This is a genomic window from Vibrio sp. 10N.247.310.17, assembly GCF_041466605.1.
Classification (GTDB): domain Bacteria; phylum Pseudomonadota; class Gammaproteobacteria; order Enterobacterales; family Vibrionaceae; genus Vibrio; species Vibrio tasmaniensis_A.
Genome location: NZ_JBFSTC010000014.1, coordinates 17955 through 41027 on the forward strand (window position 1 = coordinate 17955; position 23073 = coordinate 41027).

Sequence of the window (23073 nt, forward strand, 5' to 3'; positions counted from 1 at the left end):
CTAGTTCTCTGTCAGGCTTATGCTTCTTCGATACAAATCGCGATGTCTTTCACTTCGTAAATACGTAGACCATCTTTGCTCAGGTTTGCGTCGCCAACGATGATGCGTTTGCCGTCTTCGTCTTTGATTGCAGTGATGTGTACATCCAGTGACATCTGTTTGTTCAGAGGGTTAATCTGACCACGGTATTTCCATTTCACTTCAGATTGGATTTGACCAAACTTAGGATTGCGGAAGCCAGCACCAAGATCTTTATTTAGCGCATAGGTTTGCATCAGTTCGATGATCGCTTCGACACCTAGAGAACCTGGCATTACCGGATCTTGATGGAAGTGGAACTGGAAGAACCAATCGCTTGGGTCAATCGTACGCTCAGCGTATAGGTAACCCAGACCGTCTTTACCACCATCGCTGGTGATCTGCACCGTATCGATAAAGTTCAAGCGACCGCCAGCCAGTTGGTAGTGCTCTTGCACTTCACCAGTAGCAGAAACAGGAGCATTGAAGTAACGAGTCGTTTTGTCTAGTAGGTTGATGTTTACATCCGGCGTGCGGTTGTTATCAACATGCCAAGGGTGAGTCACTTTACCGTTGTCCAAACCAAGCTGGTCTTTCAGTGCTGCGCCCTTGAAGTAACCGAATACCGCTGTACCTTGGTAGAACGGCACGCCGTCAGTGCTCAGTTCGAAGCTGAAGCTCTGAACGATGTTGGTGCCCATCATTACTGTTGAAAGCAGACGAGAATCGTTGGTGATCGTTTTGCCGCGCAAGTCGACGTTACGCAACATTTTGCCGCTGCCATCTAGGTTGCGGAAAAACAGTTCTTCACCTGGGAAACCCAGTGTTGTTCCCATGTAGCCAGAGATGAAGCCGTTTGGCTGCAGTGAAATCTCCATCAATACCGAGTAAGGCATTAGGGTCTGGTGGCTGTTTTCATCAAAGTACCATGCATTTTCTGGCACTTCGTACTCTGCGATACACGATGAAGGCTTCTTGAAGTCGCCACGCTTACCGTCGATCTCAACCACACGAGTGGTTAGCTGCAAGTCGCCACACGGAGTACGTGGTGGAATCATTCCACGGTAGATAGAGAAATCAGGACCGAAACACTTCTCGATATCGCCAGTCGCGAATTCGAACATGTGGTAAGGCGTGAATGGAACCGTATCGGGTGTGCGGTTCGGGTAATCAGGCGTTGCCGGAGCTTCAACGTGTTGAAGAGGAACCACACCTTTGTTTGGTGCAGTTTCTAGGTCTTCAATTTGAGCCATCAATGGCGCATTCGCTGAAGCCTGTTGGTTCACTGCTGGTGTATGGCCCAAGCTTTTATGGTCCAAGCTTTCGATAACAGGGGTCGCGACAGCTGATTCTAAAGAAGGCAGATAACGAGTACATTCGTCGTCTTCTTTGATCATCACACCCAAGTTTTGGAAATCAACAATCACTTTGCCATTCAGCAAAATATCGATGTTAGCTTTCGCGTATGGGCGAGGGCTTAGACCAATCTCAGTCACTTCCATGCGGTAAGTCAGTTCTGCCGATTGTGGTAGAACTTGACCACGGCAACGTACTTGTTGAGGCGCATTTTCAAGCGGTTGGAAACGACCATTTTGAACAAGCGTGTGCATGCCAAGGTGCATCATGAAGAACTGAAGCAGTTGACCACAACCTTCTGCCATCAAAGAACCAGCCATTACCGAGTCATCTTTGAAGTGACAAGGGAAGTACCAATGCTCAGGCTCTAGCTGCTTATGACCTTCAATCAGACCAAGTCCCCATGTGCCACCTTGTGGTTCAACACGACTAACCTTTTCGATCATCATGAACTTCTCTGAGCTGAAGCATAAAGAAGGCTGGTGGCTATTGGATTGGTGAGTTGGACCAAAACATTCTGCAATGTTGGCAGTCAGTAGATGACGCAATTCTTGGTGGTTAAACTGAGTTTTAGGGCAGTGCAACATAGGATCGAAGCGTTGCTTAGTTGCAAGCTTACGAGCCTTGATTTCATCTTCAGTGTGAATCACACCCTTGCCATCTGCCAACTCTTCATCGGTGAAGAAGCCCGCACAGCCGTTATCCATTTTCAGGATCATCTTGTCGCCAACGAAACATTCGTACGAGAAGAAGAACAGCAGCGTGTCGCCATTGCGAGCAAAGTTGTTGATTGAGATGTCGTAACGCAGTGTATCGCCACCACGAGGCAAGTCGCCAAGGAAGGTCAGCGTGCAATCAAGCAGGCGATAAACACGCTCACCTTTGTTTTCGAAATCAATACCTAAGTAGCTGATTAGCATTAGGTCACACTGACCAGATTCAACTGCAACAGCCCAAGGGATCTGACCATCAACAAGATACGGCGCATCAACTGGGATGTCGTATTCTGTGGTCATTGTGCTTGGCTTGTACTCGTTAACGGTCGCGTTTAGCTTGGTTACACGAGATACCAGTAGGTAGTCCGTGGTTGGCAAGCGAACGCGACGCGAGTAGCTATCGATGATCGCGTAATCAGGGCCAAATACGTTCGCAATATCGCCTTCAGCGTATTCAACCAGATCATCGTAATCCCAGATACATGGCTTACGGATAGGTTTTACTGGTGCTGGCGTCGCAAGTACGTTGACTGGCGTTGACGAAACCTGAGCCGGTTGAGCTTGAACAGGCTGAGCTGGCGTTTGTTGACCAGTCGTTTGTTGACTATTTGTTTGTTGGCTGGTCGTTTGTTGAATCAGGGCATTGCTATCTAAACCAGATGTCACTGCGTTTAGCTGTGCTTTTAATAACGCATCAGCCATCTGCATGCCTTGGGCACGTGTGTGCAGGAATGCTTTGTGTACCTGTTGAGCCGCTTGCTGGTTTTGAGCAAAAGCTTGGTTTTGGCTTAGATTTTGCGGCTGCTGTGAAGCTGCGTCGATTTGAGACGCGCCATTTTTAGCGGATAGGACATGAGTCATATTGCTGTGGTTACCTGTTAGCTGACTGTGGCGAGTTGGCGCCAGAGTAGGGGATACTGATGTAGGAGTTTCGATGACTGGCTCTATCGCGTTTTGCGCTAATGCATTCTTCTCTAACTCTTTTTGTGCAAGGGCTGCTTGAATGCTTGCTGTCGTTGGAACCGACGCCACTCTTGCTGCTTGTTTACCAGAAGCTTTCTGTTGAATCGTTGCCAAGTTGGTCACTGGGGTTTGGGCAATATGTTGATAGATATCACGACCACCAAGAGTCACTTGCTTAACTAATTGACGTTTAGCATCGCTCGCCAGTTCATTGCTTAAACGAACGGAAAGTGATTGAGATTCAACACTCGATTGGCTTAGTAGCAGCTGTGAACATTGTCCTTCGCTGATGTTGGCAACAATCGCGCTCTTAGAACTGACATTCGGATTCAGAGGTGCAAGGTTCAGGTTGAGCAGACCGTGTAGCAGGCTTGCCATACCAGAAGCAGCAGAGCAATGACCCACACGTTGACTTGCTTGAGTAGTCTTTGTGTTCCCTAAACTTAGAGACGAAAACTGATGAGATGGAGATTCTGGTGCATGGTTAAGCTCAAGCAGAGAAACATCGTTCGAGCTCATACCGACTTGAGTCAGTAACTCATCAACAACTGCGTTGTTATTCTCGCTTGAACCAAAAGCTAAGGCGTTGATGCTGCCGTAAGCCGCATCTTGGTTGCTCGCTACTTGGTTTTCTTCAACAAGAACAATCGCACCTGCACCTTCACCGACATTCCAACTGCCATCTTGCAGCTGTCCGAATTTTGGAGCTAGCGTCACTGGGCTTACGCTGTTCTTCAGAATCACATGTTCTGCACTGCCGCTTAGGTCGACGGCTGCAATCACAACGGCATCCATCGATTCTTGTGACATCAAGTTTTGTGCAACATCAATACAACGAGCAACCGACTGTTCAGCAGCTGAAATCGTAAAGGCAGGGCCATTAAAGTCCCACAATGAAGAGATACGCGAAGCCATGATATTGCCGATGAAACTGGTGTATTGGTTCAGCTTGGCTGCGTCCATCACACTGTCCATCGCGATGGTTTCTAGCGCTTGGTATTCGTCTTGAGTTAGTTCGATACCCATGTTGGCAAAGCTGTCAGCCAATTGGCTATGCAGGTTTACGCGTCCACGGAATTGGTGCATCTCAAGCTCTGTTTCCATCGCAACTAAAACCGCAACCTTTTGGCCTGCAACAAGCTTGGCATCTTTGATGGCTTCGTCTGCAACTTTCATCAGTAGCAACTGCTGAGAGATCAAACGGTCATCTTCATTTGGCGGCACTTTGAAGCGCAGGAAATCGAGATCGAATTGATCGATGTACGCGCCATTTGGAATACCGTGTAAACCAAACTGATTCAGTAGTTCTGGATGTTGGTCTAAGCCTTTCCAGCGCTTCTTAGGCAAGGCAATGAAAGCATCGTTGTTGGTCTCAATCGCAGTGCTTAGCGCGTTGATGCTCTGCAGAGAACCAAAGTGAGACGCTAGACCAGTAATGCTTAAATTAGATGGTTGTAGGCTTGGAGACGCTGACTCTTGAGTCGGGTTTACATGACTGGTGTCTGAATACGCTTCAAGCAGTAAGTGAGCGTTACAGCCACCGAAACCAAAGACAGAAACACCCGCACAGCGCTCTGAGTTGCCCGCTTTACTTGGCCAAGATTGAACCTGCGTTGGCAGAGTCTGTGAGCCAAATAAACCTTCTGGCGACGATAGTGGCTTATCCAAGTTAATACTTGGCGGAAGCACACCTTCTTTCATCGCAAAGATCATTTTCATGATCCCTGGCATACCCGCCGCAGTCAGCAAGTGACCGAGGTTGGACTTAGCAGAGCCAATCAATGGCGGGTTCGAACCATTCAATTTGTCAGCAAAGAAACGCTCCATTGAGGTTAACTCAACCTTGTCACCTAATGGTGTACCGGTTGCGTGACACTCAATCACTTCAATGCTGTCTGGTGATAAGTTCGAAGCCTCGTAAGCGCGTTCAAAGGCTTGGACTTGTCCTTTGCTGTTTGGGCTTAATACGAACTGGCCTCGGCCATCGTTCGACAAGCCAATACCGCTGACGACTGCGTAAATATTGTCGCCATCACGCTCTGCATCAGCTAAGCGTTTTAGGACTAAAACCCCCGCACCTTCGCCAGCAAACAGACCTTTACTGTTGCTATCAAACGGAACCGACACACCGTGATCAGGGTAAGCGTGGAAGATCGAAAAACCCATATTGATAAAGAATGGGTCAGCACCGGATACCGCGCCTGCCAACATCATGTCGGCTTTGCCTGTATTCAAGTAATCACACGCTAACTTCAATGAATACACAGAGCTTGCACATGCGGCATCTAGACTCAGTTGTACGTTACCTAAACCCAATGCATCAGCCACTAACTTAGAGGCGTTGTGTGCCGCTGCACCATTGATAGGGTTGAGGTCTTGCGCGGTTTCATTGGTTGGTAGCAATGAAAATTGGTCATTAGCTAATTTATCTTTAAATGCTTTCTCGACCACCGAGTGATAAATCGGTAGAAACAGGTCGTTTGAACGTGTGGTTGGGAACGAAAGGGCACCCATGATCACGCCTGTGCGCTCTAAAACATCGGCATTCAGATCAATGCCAGCGTCGACTAACGCCTTACGACTGGTATCCAAAGCCCATAGGAAACTTTGGTCAACACCGTTGAACGATTCTGCTGTTAAGCGGTAGCCATTGCTATCGAAATTGAAGTTTTCGATGTAACCGCCTTTGTCACAGTAAAAGCGGTCTGACTCACCTTGCACGCCCTGATAGCTTTCAGGTTTAGCACCTAGTTTTTCAGCGCTTAATGTGGTTCGAGAATCTTTTTTATTCAGCAAGTTTTGCCAAAAGTCTTTTGGCGTATCAGCTTCTGGGTATTGGTTAGCAATACCGACAATCGCGATCTTATTGCACTTCACTTGCTGCTTATTCTTAGTTTGAGTTTGAGTTTGAGCCTGATACTGGTTCGATTGAGAACTCATACTAGCTCTCCTTGATGATTCACTGCGCTGCCTTGAGACACACCACTTAATTGCTTAGCGGTGGTGATCTGTTGTTTTAGCCCTTGAATAAGTGGCTCGACAGACAGTGGAATTTGATGAGTAATGAGCTGACCAATGCATTTGATGAGCGTGACAACATCGTCACCGCCTTTGGCATTGGAAGCGATTGTGCAGTACTGGTCTGCTACGTTGTCGCTACGATTGATCTTGTCGATCAATGTGCTGGTTTGACGATCGGCACCTACTTCTACAAACAGACGAGCACCTTGTTGACGCGCACTCTGGATCAACGCGGTGAAATCCAGCGTTGAACAGAAAGTGTCGGCAATCGAAAGGGCGATGCTGTCACTGTCGATATTGATTGGTGCGCCAGTCGGTAGACCTGCTGCGCTGATAAAGCGGATATGCTTTGGCAACTCGTCGAACAGTGGTTGTGTGTAAAAATCGCGTACTTGGCTATGCTGGCTTAGTGCTGGTGTGGTGTGCATTGCAGTAACACGGTTAGCGGCAATGCCACGTTTACCCAGTTTCTTGAGCAGAGCACGACATGTGCTTTCACAACCGGCCAGTACGCAAGTATCACCTTGGATGATAGCGAGATAAGCGCGCGGAAACTCTGGTAACAGTGCCTCAATCGCTTGTGCATCGCTGCGAACCACAAAGCTGTTCCATTGGATGATTTCGTCGCTGTTCAGCTGCCAATCTTGACGCACTGCTGTCAGTTCGCCAGAAATAGCCGTGGTGAAGATAGGACTGGTTTGAGTCATCTCAATCAGCGCATGCGGATTTTTCCAAACATTCAAGCTCGCCCACATCGAGGCTTCACCTTTGGAGTAACCCAAAGCGAAATCTGGCTGCACTTTGAATTCATCACACAAGAGCTGCGTTAGTAAATAACTACTGCCGACACCTGCAATGGCCAATTCACTGAGCGACATTTCTTGCGAGTTTTCTGCGTAGGTTTTGTCAGCCTGCAGCATCTCTTTCAAGTTACCTTCACGTTCTAAACGAGCAAATAACTGTGGGAAATGGTGGTGAAACTCGCGCAACATGCCGGGATAAACCGTGCCAACACCAGGGTAAACAAATGCAACGCCACCTTTGCTTTGAGGCTTCGGTGAGAAACAACTGCCCGCTGGCGTTTTGTAGTGGCTATTGTCACCCATTACTTTTGGCAACGCATTTTCTATCGCGGTGATCTCTTGTAGTGCAGCCTCAATTGAAGCCGCCTGAATCACGATGTTTGCGCCAAGGTCAACATTGTGTTGAACGCTTTGAAAGTGGCTTAGGTTTGAATGCATCAAGGTGGCGATAGCAAGTTCGCTGTCCGCCGAATCGTTAACGCATTTAAGCTCTTCTCTTAACGAGATTAACTGAGAAACCAACTCGGCTTGTTCGTTGCCTGAAACCACAAACATCAAACGTTCGCTGGATAGCAAGGGTTTTGGTTCGTGCAAACCGGTCGCTTGAGTCAATATCAGGCTGGTGGCTTTTGGGCTATCGTCACTGAAAGTTAACGCAGCAACACGTGCTTTGTTTGGCTCAGTGAACCAGTAATGGTTAGGTAATGAATGGCTCGGTAATGAACGGCTCGATATCGCATTAACTATATTCAACAATTCATCAAACTGCTGCGAAGCCGATAAGTCAGAGTGTTGCTGTTGATGACTTAAATCTGAAGCGGGGCGGCGTGCAATATCCAGAGCTAGCTGAATGCTATTTCCGGTAGCTGTATCTACAAAGCTCGCCAAATTCGCGTGTGGGTGAATCTTATTCTGAGCAGCATTCAGCGCACTTAACATCAACAATGATGGTGAGTGATGATCCAAACAGAGCTTAACGACATTACCTTGATTGACTGTCTCGATGGCGTGAGCAAGTGCTTGATTAAAATTGCCATCAACCACAACAGTTATCATTTCTGGGAACGAGGGAAATAAGTAGGCAGAAAGCTCAGCCGCGTTTGCTGGCTGAGCTAAAAGAGCGATGCGCAATGGCATCGCTTTATTAGTAGGAACAGTCACTATGACAATTGCTCCTTTTCTGGGTTCTTAGTAGTCTCTTTCTTCGACACTGCTGAGCTAGACTTCGGCAAAAATGCGTCGTTTAAGCTTTTGCTGATGGTGACTTTTGCACCTTTCATTACCGCGCTTAAACGACCATCTTGGTGGTAAAGCGAGATATCAGCTTGCAGTGAACGAGCCGTGCTTTTTATCACGCTCAGTTCTAGCCAACCTTGGTCACCATTGTGCATCGGTGCGTAACAAATAAACTCACCGATTGCAGACGGTAGGCTTGCCGCGCCGTATTTCAATCGAGCCCATACCAACATGGCTTGCAATAGATAATCTTCAGCAAATGGCTGGCTATCACCAAAACCTTGCTTCGGAATAAATGATCCGCAGTCGCTGTTTTCAATCTGAGGTAGTTGGCACTGAGCCAATAAACCTAAGTCGTCAAAGCATTCGACTGAGGTAATACCTTGCAATCTTGGTCCATGAAACAGAGTGCCGTCACTGTATAGAGCTTGTGCCGTTGTTACAGGAGCTGAAGTGTTGGCTTCAAAGCGCTTTGTCGACGCTTGTTGAACATATTCAGAAACTTGCACAGAGGCAACTTGCAACTGAGCTTGATACTGTGGTCGCCCTTGGCAACTGATCACTGCTTTTAGCTGCTCTTTTGATTTAGCATCAGAGGACGGCTTCTTAGTGTCTGCAGACAAGACAAGCGTTAGCTCTTGCACTTCATCAGTATCAAAAATCACACCTTTCAGCAGTTTGTAGTTGTGAACGCTAACGTTCACCCCTAACAGTTGCTCAGCGATTTCACGCATCCATTGGATGGCACACACTGTCGGTAACACTGGGTTACCGGCAATGCAGTGATCTTGAATGAAAGGCAATGCCTTAGGATCAAGATGACGTGTCACAGTAATGCTTGTATTCAGCGGACTCTCTGCAAGATGCACAGACTCCGCATTAAGCTTTTTTACAGCAGCTTCCTTGTTGTCAGAACCTTGCATGCTCGTGCCAACCAGCAGTTGAATGCCAGTTTTGTTCAGTAGTTGAGAGCTAAATAGCTCTGCACCCGCTTGAAGAGGAATTACGTACACACCGCGCTCTGTAAACATACGCTTCAGCGCTGCGTTTACCATGCCGCCGTCCCACGGTCCCCAGTTGAAGCTCATCACTTTCGCTTGAGGGTTACGCGCAGACAGTTGCAGAGCCGCTTTGTTTAGGATCTCGTTAGACATCGAGTAGTCGCTTTGGCCTGTGTTTCCGTAGAAACCCGCTGCCGAAGAGAACATCGCAATCAGTTTTAGCTTGCTGCTATCAAGACCACCAAGAACGGCTTCTAATCCGCCTACTTTCGTGCCGTAAACCATGTTTAGTTCATCAAGCGTTTTGTCTTGAATGTGTTTGTCAGCCAGTACACCTGCGCCGTGGATAAGACCTGTAATGTCGTCGAAATTTGCCAGTGTTTTCGCTACTGACTCATGGTTCGAAACATCTAAGCTTAGGTATTCAGCGCTCGCGCCAATCTCGTTGAAAGCGGTAAGTGCTGCGTTGATTTCAAGGCTGCTCAATACCGGTTTTAGCAAGGCATCAACTTTTTTCGGCGTTGGCTTATCGCCCGTAGCTTGTAGGTGCGCAATTGCAGCAGGTTTTAGCTCTTTCTCTTGCTTGCCTTGTGCCCACTGAGGTAGCTCGGCTGAAGTAATATGCTTACTACGACCTGCAAGAATGAAGTGAGATTTGCATTGCTTAGCAAGCGTCAGTGCACATTCAAACGTCACGCCTTTAGCGCCGCCTGTTACGAGAACTTTGTCGCTCTTGGTGAGTTGAGCGCCTGTGTTCTTCGTTTGTGCAGCACCTGGTGTTGCCGCAATCAATGTTGCACGACCAGATTCACCGTTTTCTGCATGGCTAAGGCCGATTTCAACCGTGTTGGTATCGATATCGAACAGTTCGCTTGTGATAGCTTCAGCTAGGTGACGAGCATCAATCGAAGCGTCAGCATCCAATGCGCGGCAGAACACGTTTGACCATTCATGGCTCAGTGTCTTAGTTAGACCAGATAGAGCCGCTTGGTTAAGTTCTGCGTTCGCTAATTGCTTAGTATCTAGGTAACCAAAGCCACCATCGATACGGCTTAGCGTGAAGAACACGCTGCGACCAGAAACGGTATTTAGCTGACCATTTAGGTGCTTCGCGAATAAGAACGCTGTGGTTAGTGAAGCCCTTGAGTCTGCATTCAAGTTAACCGCTTGCTCGTTGCTTTGTTTCGCATCAACGATAGCTTGTAAATGAATGAAGCCAGCAATCACTTTGTTCGACGTTTTAAGGTCTGCTTCGATGTCGTTAATCACAGCTGTCACACCCGCATCATCGACGCTGTTGAGTGTGTAGTTTGCGATTTCACTGTTTAAAGGTGACGCGGCAGAAAGAGCACTGCGCACTACAGCAACTTGAATGCCGTTAGCGGTCAACTTTTCTGCTAGAACACCAGCGTTGTGACCATCATCTGTGATCACGACACAAGCGTCTTTTGAGAAACAATCGACGAGTTTATCTGCCGCTGGTAGCTTTTTTAGCGCTACCTCATTGTGTGGAGGAAGTTCCGCTGTCGCTGTTTCTGCGATAGGCGTTACTGATTCAGCTTTAGCAGTCGCTACAGGTGCAGCTGCGGATAGCTTGCTTTGCATGTAGGTAACGATTTCACCAAGCGTACGACACTCAGCTAAGTCTTCAGGGTTTAGCTCTGGCAGCGTTGGAAGCTGGTCTTGAACCGTACCTAGAATCTCAACACGTTTGATTGAGTCGATACCAAGGTCTGCTTCCATGTCCATCGCTAGGTCGAGCATTTCTGCTGGGTAGCCAGTTTTATCGGCAACCACTTCCATCATGGTTGATTGAACATGAGCAGGGTTTAGGTCGTTGCTTGCGCTTTCTACAGCGGCTGTAGCTGCTACTGTCGCAGTTGCTGCGTTAGGAGCTTCATTAGCGCCTAGTTTGCTGTTCATGTAGTCAACGATTTCGCCAAGAGTACGACACTCAGCTAGATCTTCAGGGTTCAGCTCTGGCAATGTTGGCAGCTGGTCTTGAACCGTACCAAGGATCTCAACACGTTTGATTGAGTCGATGCCAAGGTCAGCTTCCATATCCATTGCTAGGTCTAGCATTTCTGTTGGGTAGCCAGTTTTATCCGCTACTACGCTCAGCATTGTGCTTTGAACTTGCTCGGCGTTTAAACCGTTTGAGACTGCTTGCGCTGGTGCAACTACTTGAGCCGCTACTGGAGCAGAAGCTGGAAGTTTGCTGTTCATGTACTCGACTATCTCGCCTAGAGTACGGCACTCAGCGAGGTCTTCAGGGTTTAGCTCTGGAAGAGTCGGTAGCTCGTCTTGAACCGTACCTAGGATTTCAACACGCTTGATTGAATCGATACCAAGGTCTGCTTCCATATCCATTGCTAGATCTAGCATTTCAGTCGGGTAGCCCGTCTTCTCTGCTACCACTTCTAACATCGTCTTCTGAACAACAGCTGCATCTAGTCCATTGTTAGCTGCTGCTGGAGCAACTACTTCCGTTTGTGCTGCAACTGGCGCAGAAGCCGGAAGTTTACTGTTCATGTAGTTAACGATTTCGCCAAGAGTGCGACACTCAGCTAAGTCTTCAGGGTTCAGCTCTGGAAGAGTAGGCAGTTCATCTTGAACCGTACCAAGAATCTCAACACGCTTGATTGAGTCGATACCAAGGTCTGCTTCCATATCCATTTCTAGATCAAGCATTTCCGTTGGGTAACCTGTCTTCTCAGCAACCACTTCTAGCATGGTTTGTTGAACGACTTTTGCATCAAGGCCATTAGCTGCTTGAACAGGAGCGGCTGCGCTTGCCTGTGCTGCCATAGGCGCTGATGCTGGCATCTTGCTGTTCATGTAGGTAACGATTTCGCCAAGAGTACGACACTCAGCCAAATCTTCAGGATTCAGCTCAGGTAGGTTTGGCATTTCGTCTTGAACGGTACCAAGGATCTCTACGCGCTTGATTGAGTCGATACCAAGGTCTGCTTCCATGTCCATTTCTAGATCAAGCATTTCCGTTGGGTAGCCCGTTTTCTCAGCGACCACTTCTAGCATCACTTTTTCAGCGTCGGCTGATTGTACTGATACTGGCGCAGCCACAGGAGCCGGTTGCGCTTTAACTGGCACAGGTTGAGCTGCAATAGGTGCTGCTGCTTGAGCCACTACTTGTGGTGCAGGAGTGGCTTTCTGTACTGGAGCTTGTTGAGTTGTTGTATTTTGAACTGGCGCCGCTTGTACAGGAGCAGTTTGTACTTGAGCCACAGGCTGTTGGACGATAGCTGCTGGAGTCGCTGGAGCCTGAATCGCTGGTTGAGCATTTGCTGGCGCAACGAAGGTTGGTTGTGCCGTTTGTACTGAACCTTGCGTCAGCATATTAAGTGCTGAGTTGTTGCTGTGTGCTTGCATCTCTAGGTAATGAGCGTGAGCTTTTAGCGTTTCAGCTTGGTGCTGGTGGAACATTTCCATAGAACGTTGCAGGTTCTCAGGAATTGCTACGCCTGCTGTTGCCATTTTCGCTTGCTCAGACATTAGGGTATTGAATGTGTCACCGTATTGCTGAGGAATCGCCAAGAATTGCTGATGTACTTCTGCTGCTTGTTGTTGAGCATTGAAGAACGATTGCAGTGAAGACTCATCAACCGTTACTTGAGCTGCTGGCTGGATAGTCGCTGGTGCAGGTTGCGCCACTTGTGGCTGCTGAGCTGCTGTTACTACTTGTGCACTTGGTGCTGGAGCAGTTGACTGTTGTACATTTGAAGCTTGAGGAGCAGCCACAGGTACTTCAACGATTTCTGTTTTAATCACTTCTTTTTCCACGATTTTCTCGACTTCAACTTTCACTTCAACAATCTCAGTCTTTTCGGTGACGTTGCCCGAAGCCAATGATTGATCCATTTTCTTACGAGTAGCAGGGCTGATGTAGTTGGTTGCATTCAGCTTGATGTTCATTGGTGATGCCTTCGCAGGTTCAGCAATGTCAGCTTGGTAAGGGTCAATGTTGTCTAATGAAACACCCGCCACGCACAGTTGAACCGCAGCTAAGCGAAGCTGTTGGTCACTGTCGCCTTTAGGGCTTGGGTTGATGCTGATTGCGTAAAGCTCTTCGTTCTTATCAGCCAATGTTTTCTCAACCAGCTTTTGAAGAATGTTTTTCGGACCGAACTCAACGAATACGCGCGCGCCTGCTTCATACATCGCTTCAATTTGCTCGCTGAAACGAACCGATTGCAGCATGTGTTGCTTGAACGCTTTCTTGATCGCTTTAGCGTCTTTGCTGTGCAGTTTGCCCGTTGCGTTCGAGTAAAGCGGCAGCGTTGGAGCGCTGAATGAAGCTTTATCAATTGCAGAAGCAAATGGTTTTTGAGCGTGAGCAACAAGCGGTGTGTGGAAAGCACCAGACACTGGCAGAGCAATCGCTTTGAAGCCTTGTTCTGTTAGCGCTTGTGCTGCTTGTTGAACCGTTGCAGTTGGACCTGCAATAACCAGTTGAGTCGGAGCGTTGTAGTTGGCAATGCTCACGCCTTCGAATTGGCTGATGCAGCTTTCAACGGCTGGAAGTTTGTCTGCGTCTAGGATGACCGCAAACATCGTACCGCTGTCACCTTGTTCTGGTGTTGCAGCCATCGCATCGCCACGAGCGAAAGCTAGCTGGTAGTAATCGTCTTGCGAGATAACACCCGATGCACATAGTGCGCTTAGCTCACCAAAGCTGTGGCCTGCGACCATGTCTGCTTTGAAGCCAGCTTGAGTCATGATGTCGAACTGACCCATAGACACAGTACCAATCGCACTTTGCGCATTGGCCGTGTTGGTTAACACCGCTTCTTGAGCTTTGGTTGCTTCTGGTGTGAAAGTTGGAATTGGGAACAGAATTTGCGACAGAGCCGTTTTCTTGTGTTGACCAAATACCTGATCCGCTTGAGCAAGCTGTTGGCGCATTTCAGGGTAATGACAAGCAAGCTCGCGACCCATGTTTAGGTATTGCGAACCTTGACCAGCAAATAATGCAGCCACTTTACCAGCACCGTTTTCAGCAATCAGTGCCGACTCACGGTAGCTAGTACCGTTTGGCATCTGCCAATGTGTTTTGGTTTGGCTCTCAAGCATAGAAACCGCTTGAGTCAGTTGCGCTTGAAGGTCTGCTTGGTCAGTGACAACTAAACCAAGACGAGCGTGCTTAGCGTTAACTTCGCGTAGAGCGTGTTGCTCAGCAAGCGCTTCTAATTTGAACGCAGCATCAGTAACTTGAGTCGAAACCTGCTTCAATTCATTGATCAATGCTTGACGAGATTCTGCGCTGAATAACAGAGTTTGCGGTACTTGGCGTTGACGGTATTTGTCACCGCGAGTGTGTTCTGGCGTGTACTCTTCCAATACAACGTGGAAGTTAGTACCACCAAAACCGAATGAGCTGATACCTGCACGGCGTGGTGTACCGTCGACACGTTTCATCCAAGGACGCGTTTGTGTGTTTAGGTAGAACGGTGAGTTCTCGATATCCAACTTAGGATTCGGAGCCGATACGTTAATCGTTGGCGGCAGTACTTTGTGGTGCAGTGCTAATGCAGCTTTGATTAAACCTGCAGTACCCGCGGTTGATTTAGTGTGACCAATTTGAGATTTCACAGAGCCTAACGCAATGTGTTGCTTCTCTTCGTTGTTCTCACTGAATACCGAGTTTAAGCCTCCAAATTCAGCAACATCACCCGCTGCAGTACCTGTACCGTGCGCTTCTAAAAGGCCAAGTGTGTGCGGTGCGAAACCAGCATCATCGTAAGCACGTTTTAGTGCTTTTGCTTGTCCTTCAGGGCGAGGTGCGTAAATACTCTTGAATTTACCATCCGAAGAAGAACCGACACCTTTAATCACTGAGTAGATTCTGTCGCCATCGCGCTCTGCATCTTCAAGACGCTTAAGCGCAACCATGCCGATGCCTTCACCAATCATCATCCCTTTTGAATCAATATCGAAAGGTTGAATGGTTTCATTAGTAGTGAATGCTGGAGTTTTAGAGAAGCTCATGTACATGGTTGGTGAGTTATCAGTACACACACCACCTGTGATCATCATTTCACTGCGGCCTTCAACCAGCTCACTTAGAGCCATACGCATTGCGGCTAGAGAACCTGCACACGCAGCATCTACCACACAGTTGATGCCACCAAGGTCAAAGCGGTTAGCAATACGACCAGAAATTACGTTACCCAATGAACCAGGGAATGAGTTCTCTTCCCAGTGGATATATTGGTCTTGGAATTTTTTGATCAGCATTTCGCTGTCGTCGTCGCTGATACCACTGCTCTTGAAGACTTTTTTCAAAACAGGGTATTGAAGACGAGCATTTAGGCTTTGAGCGATCTTTTGACCACCACCAACACCGAGCGTGATACCGATCTTATCGCGATCGTAGCCTTCAGGCAGCTTGGCATCTTCAAGTACTTCTTTTGCAACGATCAAAGAAAGCAGCTGTGAAGTATCAGTCAGTTCTAGGATATTTGGCGGAAGACCGAACTCCATAGGGTTGAAGTCTACTTCTGGGATGAAACCACCGCGCTTACAGTAAGACTTGTCTGGCGTAGTACGATCTGAATCGTAGTAATCTTCTGGACGCCAGTGCGTATCTGGTACTTCAGTAATCGCATCGATCTTTTCGCTGATAAGATCCCAAAATTTATTCAGGTAGCGAGAGTTTGCAAACATGCTCGCCATACCAACGATAGCGACAGGCATATCTTTAAGGCGTTTATTCAGTCGAGAATCGTCGACTGATTCCGGTGTATTTGTCTCGGGTTGGCTCATTATGAGTCTCCACTAGAAATCACAGAAAGTGATGTCGTGTTTTGAGGCTGCGCTTTTAAAGCTATAGAAAGAAAATCTGAAACAGACTTAGGGAAGCGCAGCTGAAAATTCAGGTTGCTGAGTGGCGGCAACCAGATAGAAATTAGTTTTTCGAAGTGCGTTGACTTACGAGTGTGGGGGAGGTGTTTCATGCGCGACGGTGGCATTCAAATGTTGAGGCGATGTCCATTAAAATCCTGTTCAAAGTCTGACTAAACGACAAGTCGGTATCCGCAAAGAAAACGTGTGAATTTGTTTAATGGTTGAGCAGGCTACCCGAGGTGAGTGGTCGATACAATGCTCCCAGAGGCCACTATGATCTGTTCAGACCAGATGAATTTGGCATGGTTTTGATTTTTGTATTTTTAATTTAATTAACTTATTGATAATTAATGGGTATGGGTTGTTTTTTAGTGTTTTTACTCTATGTTTTGACTTGGTGAGATCTATGTCATATTTTTGTAAGTAACATTTAATAGATTGCCTCTTGTGTAAGGCTAAGTGTGATCTGTGTTTTAATTTGTTATTATTTGAAAAATTAGTTTTAAGTCCTCATATGAAGGGGGTTCCCCTCCCGTATTCTCTAGGTTCCACTTAATTCATAGGTGAGTTAAATTTGTTCGATTGGGTTGTTCCAATCGTGTTTTGAAGAGTGATTTATAGAAGTGAGTTCGAGTTAAATGAAAACTCCCGTTGTTGATTTGTGGCTATGTTCTCTGAGTAACTTGAATGACCAGCCAGACAATGTATCTCAGCTCAAAAAGAGACTGACGGCCGACGAGATAGCCAAAGTTGAGCGCTATCGAATGCCTTCATCTCAAATTCAGGCCCTGTATGTTAGAAACTACCTAAGAAAGGTGCTGTCTAGCTATTCTAATTTGATGCCTGAAGCGTGGCGCTTTGAATATGGTGAGAAAGGGAAGCCAAGATTAATTGAGAAACAACAAATAGAAACCGGCCTGAATTTCAATATCAGTCATAGCAAAGAAAATTTGTTAATCGCAGTTTGCCAGAGAGAAGGGAAGTTACTTCAATTAGGCGTCGATATCGAACATGCCAGAAGCTCGACCAATATCGACTCGATCATGAAGCACTATTTTTCAGATACGGAATTGACGGATTTACTTGAGCTCAGCAAAGAAGAACAAAGAGAGCGCTTTTTCGATCTGTGGGCGCTGAAGGAGTCGTATATCAAAGCGACGGGCAAGGGGCTAGCCACATCGTTGCGAAGCTTTTCGTTCGATTTCTCCAATCTGACGGAGCAAACATTGCCACTTCACGCTTCGGATTTTCAACCAAACTTGCAGGATGAAATTAGATTGCATGGTGAAATCAGCATATACAGTGGAGTTGGGTTGGATGTTACTGAGAAAACCGAGAGTTCTACAGATTGGCAATGTTGCTTGGGTCGATTAGATGACCAGTATCGTTTCGCCGTGACTCTTGGTGGTAATTTGTTACCGATGCAGATGATGCAGATAGAGATGAGAACCTTTTCGTCGTCTCACCTCTTTTAAGCTAGCTTGGTGAGGTGAAGTTAGCTCGACTCTCCAAGCATCGCTTTTAATACTTCAGCAGGCACGGGCTGCAGTTGCTTGTCTTTATCAAGACAGACCATTTCAATATCACCAATCACGGCAGGCTTAGTGGCATCTTTACGCCACACTTCTTGTCGCCATAGCGTTTTGTATTTGCCATCGAGTTCAAAAGAGGTTCGGATGTCGCAGATCTCAGCGAACTCAACCCCATCTTGAAAAGTCATGTTGGCTTTATAAACCGCAAAACCTAATCCATGTTCATTCCACAATGTTGCCAGTTTATCGCTACCCAACACATGTTCGCGTGCACGCTCAAAGTACTTTAGAAAATTAGGGTGATAAACCACACCAGAGTGATCGGTATCTTCATAGTAAATTTGTACTGGGTGATGGTAGATCTGGCTCATTGATATCAACTCTTATTAAGTAGCGTTGTAGTAAATCTGACTAAGTTGTGCAGCACTCTACAGGATAGGTAGAAATTACTTCAAGGCATCATCGTGAATGGGGCTTTTGGTCAGACCTCATTCATCACTAATACATTGGTCAGCTTCCACCCATTTACAAATATTCTATGTGTCACTTTCCACCCATTGATTTTTGCAGCGAGTTAGTGACTGCTGCAGGCAGATATCATGAAGCCTTGTGGTTAAAGGGTTGTTAATGATTTGTGTCAATATGGCGCGTTAATTGCCTTAGTGAAAGCACGCAGTTCCCATTGAAGGGCTGCTTTGTTTACTAAGGAGAATAATAATGTTTAAGCCTCTTACCCTGCTGTCTGTATCTGCTCTGGCGCTCACAAGTTTTAATGCTGCTGCAAACTGTGACCCAGGTGAAATCGTGATTAAATTCAGTCATGTAACCAATACCGATAAGCACCCGAAAGGCATTGCCGCTTCTTTACTGGAAGAGCGAGTAAACACGGAAATGAATGGCAAAGCTTGTATGCAAGTTTTCCCTAATTCAACACTCTACGATGATAATAAAGTACTGGAAGCCCTGTTAAATGGTGATGTTCAAATGGCGGCTCCTTCGCTGTCTAAATTTGAGAAGTTCACTAAGAAATACCGCATTTTTGACCTTCCTTTCCTATTTGAAGACGTAGAAGCTGTTGACCGTTTCCAAAACTCAGAGTCTGGCGAAAAGCTGAAGAACGCGATGAAGCGTCGTGGCCTTCAAGGCCTAGCGTTTTGGCACAATGGCATGAAACAGATGTCAGCAAACAAACCTCTTATCAATCCTGAAGACGCGGAAGGTTTGAAATTCCGTGTTCAAGCATCAGACGTATTGGTTGCTCAGTTTGAACAACTGGGTGCTAACCCACAGAAGATGTCTTTCAAAGAAGTATACGGTGGCCTACAAACTAAGGTTATCGATGGCCAAGAGAACACATGGTCAAACATCTACGGTAAGAAGTTCTTTGAAGTACAAGACGGCGTGACAGAAACTAACCACGGTATTCTTGATTACCTGGTAGTAACGTCGAACGACTTTTGGAAAGACCTACCTGAAGATGTACGTACGCAACTTGGCACAATCGTTCAAGAAGTGTCTGAGACTCGTAACGCAGAATCTTCAAAAGTTAACCTAGCGAACAAAAACAACATCATCGAAGCGGGTGGTGAGGTTCGTACGCTTACGCCTGAACAGCGTGAAGCATGGGTAACTGCGCTTCAACCAGTATGGAAGAAGTTTGAAAAAGACATCGGTTCAGATCTTATCGATGCAGCGTTAGCTTCAAACCAATAACACCGCTAAGGGAGTGGCGTGAATTTCGCCACTCCTCATTAAAATAACTATAAGCGGAGTCAATTATGGATAATCCTCAAATGGAACAGCCAAATTCTAGCGAATCAGCACTGGAAACCTCTTTTTTTTCCAAAGTCGGAAGAGTTACGGATGTGATTGAAGAGTCATTAATCGCATTTTTTCTTGGCGCAATGACGCTACTTACTTTTGCCAATGTGGTATTTCGATACGCATTCAATGGCAATATCTTATGGGCACTAGAACTGACGGTGTTCATGTTCGCTTGGATGGTGTTAGTGGGCGCATCTTATGGCGTTAAAAAACACTTCCACATTGGTGTTGATGTGATCATCAACCTTGCCCCAGAAAAGCTACGCAAAGTGTATGCGTTAATCGCCGTCACAAGCTGCCTAGCATTCTCAATCTTACTTCTTATAGGTTCTTGGAATTACTGGTACCCGTTCGCGACTGAGCGCGCTTGGTACGAGACCGATGATATTCCAATGCCAGAGATGCTTCAGTTCCTTGCCGACTGGATGAATGAAGGCGAGCGATACGAGAAACTGCCACGTTTTATTCCTTACATGGCACTGCCTATTGGTATGGCAATGCTGACGTTCCGTTTTGCCCAAGTTGCTTACCAAGTAGTCACAGGCAAGCTTGACCGCATGATTGCGGGGCATGAAGCCGAAGAAGAGCTGGATGCATTGAAAGCTGATGTGTTAGCGGGTTCTGATGAAGACGCGACAGCGGTATTGGATTCGACTAAGCAAAACAAGGCGAACGAGTCGGGTACAAAATCTAACGGTAAGGAAGATTAATCATGGCAATGTTATTTCTATTTTTAATGGTAATTGCTTTCATGTTGGTCGGTGTACCAATTGCGATTTCCCTCGGTTTATCAAGCGTCATATTCTTATTGATGCATTCAGATGCTTCTTTGGCATCCGTTGCACAAACGCTGTTTAATGCATTTGCAGGCCACTACACACTCTTAGCCATTCCTTTCTTTATCTTGGCCTCAAGTTTTATGTCTACCGGTGGTGTGGCGAAACGTATTATCCGTTTTGCTATCGCAATGGTAGGTTGGTTCCGCGGGGGTTTAGCAATGGCATCGGTTGTGGCGTGTATGATGTTCGCTGCACTGTCAGGTTCCTCACCGGCTACGGTAGTGGCAATCGGTAGTATTGTTATCGCAGGTATGATCAAAAACGGCTACACAAAAGAGTTCGCGGCAGGGGTTATCTGTAACGCGGGTACATTGGGTATCTTGATTCCACCATCTATCGTTATGGTGGTTTACGCTGCGGCGACGGATGTATCTGTCGGTCGTATGTTCTTAGGCGGTGTGATTCCTGGCCTGTTGGCGGGTGTGATGTTGATGATAGCTATCTACATTGCAGCACGTATTAAGAAAATTCCTGCACAGCCATTTGTGGGCTGGGGTGAGATGTTCGCGGCCGCGAAGGATGCGAGCTGGGGCTTGTTGCTGATTGTTATCATTTTAGGTGGTATCTACGGTGGTATCTTTACTCCGACAGAAGCGGCGGCTGTTGCAGCGGTTTATGCGTTCTTCATTGCCAACTTTATCTATAAAGATATGGGGCCGTTTGCGGACAAGAAAAATACAAAGCCTGCTTTGGTGAAAGTGTTCCAAACGTTTTTCCATAAAGACACCAAAGACACGCTCTATGATGCGGGTAAGCTGACCATCATGTTGTTGTTTATCATTGCCAATGCTCTGATTCTTAAGCATGTACTGACAGAAGAACGTATTCCTCAGATGATCACGGAATCTATGTTGTCTGCAGGTTTAGGTCCAATCACCTTCTTGATTGTGGTGAACGTTCTACTCTTGATTGGTGGGCAGTTCATGGAGCCATCAGGTTTGCTGATCATCGTTGCTCCGTTGGTATTCCCAATTGCAATTGCACTGGGCATCGACCCTATTCACCTAGGTATCATGATGGTTGTGAACATGGAGATAGGGATGATCACACCGCCTGTGGGGCTCAACTTGTTTGTGACCGCAGGGGTCGCGAAGATGTCGATGATGAACGTAGTAAAAGCCGCACTTCCATGGGTTGGCGTGATGTTCTTATTCCTGATTATCGTAACCTACGTACCTTGGGTATCAACATGGTTACCGACTACCTTGATGGGGCCGGAGATCATCACGAAATAGAGAGTGAAATCATAGCGAAGTGATGGGGAGGGCTAAACCTCCTCATCAATGATTTTTCCATATCGAGAGCCAGAATCAATCGGCTCATACAGCGCTCTTTTTGCCTCTAACTCTGGTGTGTCTAAGTTGACATGATTGTCAGTGTAAAAAATACCGTCAATTTCAAACGTATCGGTGATCGAGGGAACTTTTGTTTTCTCACCCATAATGACCTCCTTACCACCTTGGTTGCATAACATCCTGTTGTGAAATAAGTATAGGTGATCTTGCTCCCAAATTTAATTTAGTTTTCGCTCTGTCGGTATGACTCTTTAACTAGTTGGTGTTTTTGCATTTTATCGTAGAGGGTTTTTCGTGGAAGTTGCAGTCTATCCATAGTCTCTTTTATGCTGCCATTACACTCAATAAGCGCTTGTTTTAACGTGTTTTTCTCAAAGTCAGACACCAGTTCTGCCAAAGACAGTTCTTGAGTGACTTGATTGGTGTTGTCTGATAAGTGAGAAAGCTTACCTAAAAGTACAAACCGCTCAGCTGTATTACGCAATTCTCGTACATTTCCCGGCCAATCATGGGCTAAAAGCGCGTGCAACTCCTTTTGTGGAAGTGCTGGTGCTGTCTTGCCATAACGTGCAGCAGCGACCAGTAAGAAGTGATGGAAAAGTGCAGGGATATCTTCTTGACGGCTTCTTAACGGCGGTAAATCCAAGGTGACGACATTGAGTCGGTAGTAGAGGTCTTGGCGGAAAACGCCTTCTTCAGCCGCCTTTTTTAGGTCGACTTTGGTTGCGGCGATTACTCGAATATCGAGAGGCACTAAACCGTTTGAGCCAACCCTTTCAATAACGCGCTCTTGTAAGACGCGCAACAGGCGAATTTGTGCCTGCATCGGCATGGACTCAATTTCATCTAAGAATAGAGTTCCGCCTTGAGCAAATTCAAATTTACCCACTCGCTTGCTTTCTGCGCCAGTGAACGCACCTTTCTCATGACCATACAGTTCACTCTCTATCAGGTTTTCAGGTACCGCACCGCAATTGACGGCGACGAAGTTTTGTTCTCGCCGGCTGCTTTGTTCATGTAGAGAGCGTGCGACCAACTCTTTGCCTGTGCCAGTTTCACCAAAGAGTAAAATGTCAGCGTTAGTATCTGCCACATGAGTGATGATAGAACGCAGGTCGGTCATTGATTGCGTGTCACCAATGATTCTCGGCCCAAGCGCTTTACTGGCCTTTAAAGAGCGCTTCAATTCAAGATTCTCGAGTGTGAGTTGACGTTTTTCTATTGCTCGTTTGGTGGTTTCGATTAAACGTTCATTGGCGAACGGCTTTTCGATGAAGTCATAGGCGCCATCTTGGATCGCTTGTACCGCCATCGAAATATCGCCGTGACCAGTAATCATAATCACGGGGATTTCTTTGTCTTTGTGCATCACGGTGTTGAGTAGGTCATGCCCGGAAAGGCCCGGTAGACAGATATCAGTGATGATTACGTGAGGTAAGCCGTTCTCTTGAATTGCGAGCAGAGCAGACTCCGCATCGGGAAAGAATTCGGCATCAATATCGGCGAGCTCAAAGCTCTGTTCAATAGCCATTCTCAGATCGGATTCATCATCAATGAAATAGACGTGACACATAGTTATTCCTTTAATCTTTTATTTTTATTGTT

11 protein-coding genes are annotated in these 23073 nt (G+C 46.7%); 4 read left to right on the forward strand and 7 right to left on the reverse strand.

What is annotated here, in order from left to right; all coding sequences use genetic code 11:
• Nucleotides 1–17: 17 nt before the first annotated feature.
• The 4 genes from AB6D80_RS06560 to AB6D80_RS06575 are packed head-to-tail and all read right to left on the reverse strand — an operon-like array spanning nucleotide 18 to nucleotide 16088.
• Nucleotides 18–5993 (reverse strand): beta-ketoacyl synthase N-terminal-like domain-containing protein, encoded by a 5976-nt coding sequence (locus tag AB6D80_RS06560; protein WP_372188081.1) that lies wholly within the window; start codon nucleotides 5991–5993, stop codon nucleotides 18–20.
• Nucleotides 5990–8038, reverse strand: coding sequence for a PfaB family protein (locus AB6D80_RS06565; protein ID WP_372188083.1), 2049 nt, complete (start codon nucleotides 8036–8038; stop codon nucleotides 5990–5992). Before AB6D80_RS06565 ends, AB6D80_RS06560 begins: the two co-directional genes overlap by 4 nt.
• Complete coding sequence (locus tag AB6D80_RS06570) at nucleotides 8038–15897, reverse strand: phosphopantetheine-binding protein (RefSeq protein WP_372188084.1); 7860 nt, start codon at nucleotides 15895–15897, stop codon at nucleotides 8038–8040. The genes AB6D80_RS06565 and AB6D80_RS06570 overlap by 1 nt, the downstream gene beginning before the upstream one ends.
• Complete coding sequence (locus AB6D80_RS06575; protein WP_081324588.1) at nucleotides 15897–16088, reverse strand: hypothetical protein; 192 nt, start codon at nucleotides 16086–16088, stop codon at nucleotides 15897–15899. The genes AB6D80_RS06570 and AB6D80_RS06575 overlap by 1 nt, the downstream gene beginning before the upstream one ends.
• Before the next feature lie 528 nt (nucleotides 16089–16616).
• On the opposite strand from AB6D80_RS06575, the gene AB6D80_RS06580 reads away from it, so the two are divergent.
• Nucleotides 16617–17453: a 4'-phosphopantetheinyl transferase superfamily protein gene (locus AB6D80_RS06580; protein WP_371707651.1), complete on the forward strand. Its 837-nt coding sequence runs from the start codon at nucleotides 16617–16619 to the stop codon at nucleotides 17451–17453.
• Between the two features lie 20 nt (nucleotides 17454–17473).
• On the opposite strand, the gene AB6D80_RS06585 is transcribed toward AB6D80_RS06580, so the two are convergent.
• Nucleotides 17474–17881: a thioesterase family protein gene (locus AB6D80_RS06585; RefSeq protein ID WP_029225563.1), complete on the reverse strand. Its 408-nt coding sequence runs from the start codon at nucleotides 17879–17881 to the stop codon at nucleotides 17474–17476.
• A gap of 346 nt (nucleotides 17882–18227) precedes the next feature.
• Between AB6D80_RS06585 and AB6D80_RS06590 the strand changes: the two genes are divergently transcribed.
• The 3 genes from AB6D80_RS06590 (at nucleotide 18228) to AB6D80_RS06600 (ending at nucleotide 21408) form a co-directional block, all read left to right on the forward strand.
• Entirely contained in the window at nucleotides 18228–19223 is a 996-nt protein-coding gene (locus tag AB6D80_RS06590) for a TRAP transporter substrate-binding protein (protein ID WP_012604509.1), read from the forward strand.
• Between the two features lie 65 nt (nucleotides 19224–19288).
• A complete protein-coding gene (locus tag AB6D80_RS06595; protein ID WP_009847290.1) occupies nucleotides 19289–20044 on the forward strand; it encodes a TRAP transporter small permease in 756 nt (251 codons plus the stop codon).
• Nucleotides 20045–20046: 2 nt separating this feature from the next.
• The gene (locus AB6D80_RS06600; protein WP_004736074.1) at nucleotides 20047–21408 is read left to right on the forward strand and encodes a TRAP transporter large permease; all 1362 of its coding nucleotides are present in this window, start codon (nucleotides 20047–20049) and stop codon (nucleotides 21406–21408) included.
• A 32-nt stretch (nucleotides 21409–21440) separates the two neighbouring features.
• Here the strand turns inward: AB6D80_RS06600 and AB6D80_RS06605 are convergent, their stop codons facing one another.
• Together AB6D80_RS06605 and AB6D80_RS06610 are read right to left on the reverse strand one after the other, a co-directional pair.
• Nucleotides 21441–21614: a hypothetical protein gene (locus tag AB6D80_RS06605; protein WP_017101579.1), complete on the reverse strand. Its 174-nt coding sequence runs from the start codon at nucleotides 21612–21614 to the stop codon at nucleotides 21441–21443.
• A 77-nt stretch (nucleotides 21615–21691) separates the two neighbouring features.
• The gene (locus tag AB6D80_RS06610) at nucleotides 21692–23041 is read right to left on the reverse strand and encodes a sigma-54 dependent transcriptional regulator (RefSeq protein WP_017101580.1); all 1350 of its coding nucleotides are present in this window, start codon (nucleotides 23039–23041) and stop codon (nucleotides 21692–21694) included.
• Nucleotides 23042–23073: the final 32 nt, after the last annotated feature.

Bases quoted from the DNA above. Each gene is read 5' to 3' on its own strand.
- AB6D80_RS06560 (WP_372188081.1), bottom strand. From the start codon at position 5,993: ATGAGTTCTCAATCGAACCAGTATCAGGCTCAAACTCAAACTCAAACT.
- AB6D80_RS06570 (WP_372188084.1), bottom strand. From the start codon at position 15,897: ATGAGCCAACCCGAGACAAATACACCGGAATCAGTCGACGATTCTCGA.
- AB6D80_RS06575 (WP_081324588.1), bottom strand. From the start codon at position 16,088: ATGAAACACCTCCCCCACACTCGTAAGTCAACGCACTTCGAAAAACTA.
- AB6D80_RS06580 (WP_371707651.1), top strand. From the start codon at position 16,617: ATGAAAACTCCCGTTGTTGATTTGTGGCTATGTTCTCTGAGTAACTTG.
- AB6D80_RS06585 (WP_029225563.1), bottom strand. From the start codon at position 17,881: ATGAGCCAGATCTACCATCACCCAGTACAAATTTACTATGAAGATACC.
- AB6D80_RS06590 (WP_012604509.1), top strand. From the start codon at position 18,228: ATGTTTAAGCCTCTTACCCTGCTGTCTGTATCTGCTCTGGCGCTCACA.
- AB6D80_RS06595 (WP_009847290.1), top strand. From the start codon at position 19,289: ATGGATAATCCTCAAATGGAACAGCCAAATTCTAGCGAATCAGCACTG.
- AB6D80_RS06600 (WP_004736074.1), top strand. From the start codon at position 20,047: ATGGCAATGTTATTTCTATTTTTAATGGTAATTGCTTTCATGTTGGTC.
- AB6D80_RS06605 (WP_017101579.1), bottom strand. From the start codon at position 21,614: ATGGGTGAGAAAACAAAAGTTCCCTCGATCACCGATACGTTTGAAATT.
- AB6D80_RS06610 (WP_017101580.1), bottom strand. From the start codon at position 23,041: ATGTGTCACGTCTATTTCATTGATGATGAATCCGATCTGAGAATGGCT.